The following is a 310-nucleotide window of genomic DNA, read 5'->3' as shown; positions in this document are numbered from 1 at the left end:
GTCTGGAACCGCACGCCCGAGAAGGCGCGCGCGGCCGTGGGCGACCTGACCGAGGACATCCGCGCCTTCGATCTCGACGCGCTCGCCGCGGCGCTCGCGCCCGGGGACGTCGTGGTCTCCATGCTGCCCGGGGACTGGCACGTGCCGATCGCGGAGGCGGCGATCGCGGCGGGCGCGCATTTCGTCTCCTCCTCCTACATCGCGCCGGAGATGCGCGCGCTCGACGCCGCAGCGAAGGAGGCGGGTGTGGCGCTGGTCAACGAGGTGGGGCTCGACCCGGGCATCGATCACCTGATGGCGCACCGTCTGG

Annotated in this window: 1 protein-coding gene; it reads left to right on the top strand. The window is 73.2% G+C overall.

Going from position 1 to position 310, the window contains the following annotated elements; translation table 11 throughout:
* Positions 1 to 310 (top strand): saccharopine dehydrogenase NADP-binding domain-containing protein (locus tag AB6A65_RS16890; protein ID WP_371039534.1); only part of this gene is annotated, 310 nt, incomplete at both ends.

This window comes from Rhodosalinus sp. FB01, from assembly GCF_041365715.1.
GTDB lineage: Bacteria > Pseudomonadota > Alphaproteobacteria > Rhodobacterales > Rhodobacteraceae > Rhodosalinus.
This window is presented reverse-complemented; position numbering and strand designations above follow the sequence as displayed.